This is a genomic window from Nocardia rhamnosiphila NBRC 108938 (assembly GCF_000720425.1).
Lineage (GTDB): Bacteria > Actinomycetota > Actinomycetes > Mycobacteriales > Mycobacteriaceae > Nocardia > Nocardia rhamnosiphila.
In genome coordinates, this window is sequence record NZ_JOAJ01000058.1 from 1 (window position 1) to 373 (window position 373).

At 71.6% G+C, this 373-nt stretch carries 1 pseudogene; it reads left to right on the forward strand.

The window, feature by feature from the left end:
• Positions 1–373: pseudogene (locus IG75_RS0135695) on the forward strand (MFS transporter); the annotation flags it as partial.

The window sequence follows — 373 nt, forward strand, 5'->3', positions numbered from 1 at the left end:
GGTGGTTTCGATCATCGGGGCCGGTGTCGGCTACCCGCTGGCCGCACTACTCGCCGAGCTCGGCGGGGTACGGGCCGCCTACGGCCTCGGCCTGGTCGTCACCGCTGCCGCCCTCCTGGCCGCGTGGCGCTCCATACCCGAAGCTCCCGAAGGCCGCTCTGCTCATGTGGACGTGGCAGGCGCGGTCGTTCTGGCCGCTGCGCTGCTGTTGGTGCTGTTCCTCGCCGGTGAACGGAATCTGTGGAGCGGGCACCTCGCGGTGGCGGCGGTACTGGCCGTCGTCGCGGTGGCGCTGCTCTGCGTCTGGGTCCTCATCGAGCTGCGCAGCACGACACCCTTGGTCGATGTGCGGGCGGTGCGGCACCCGGCGGTC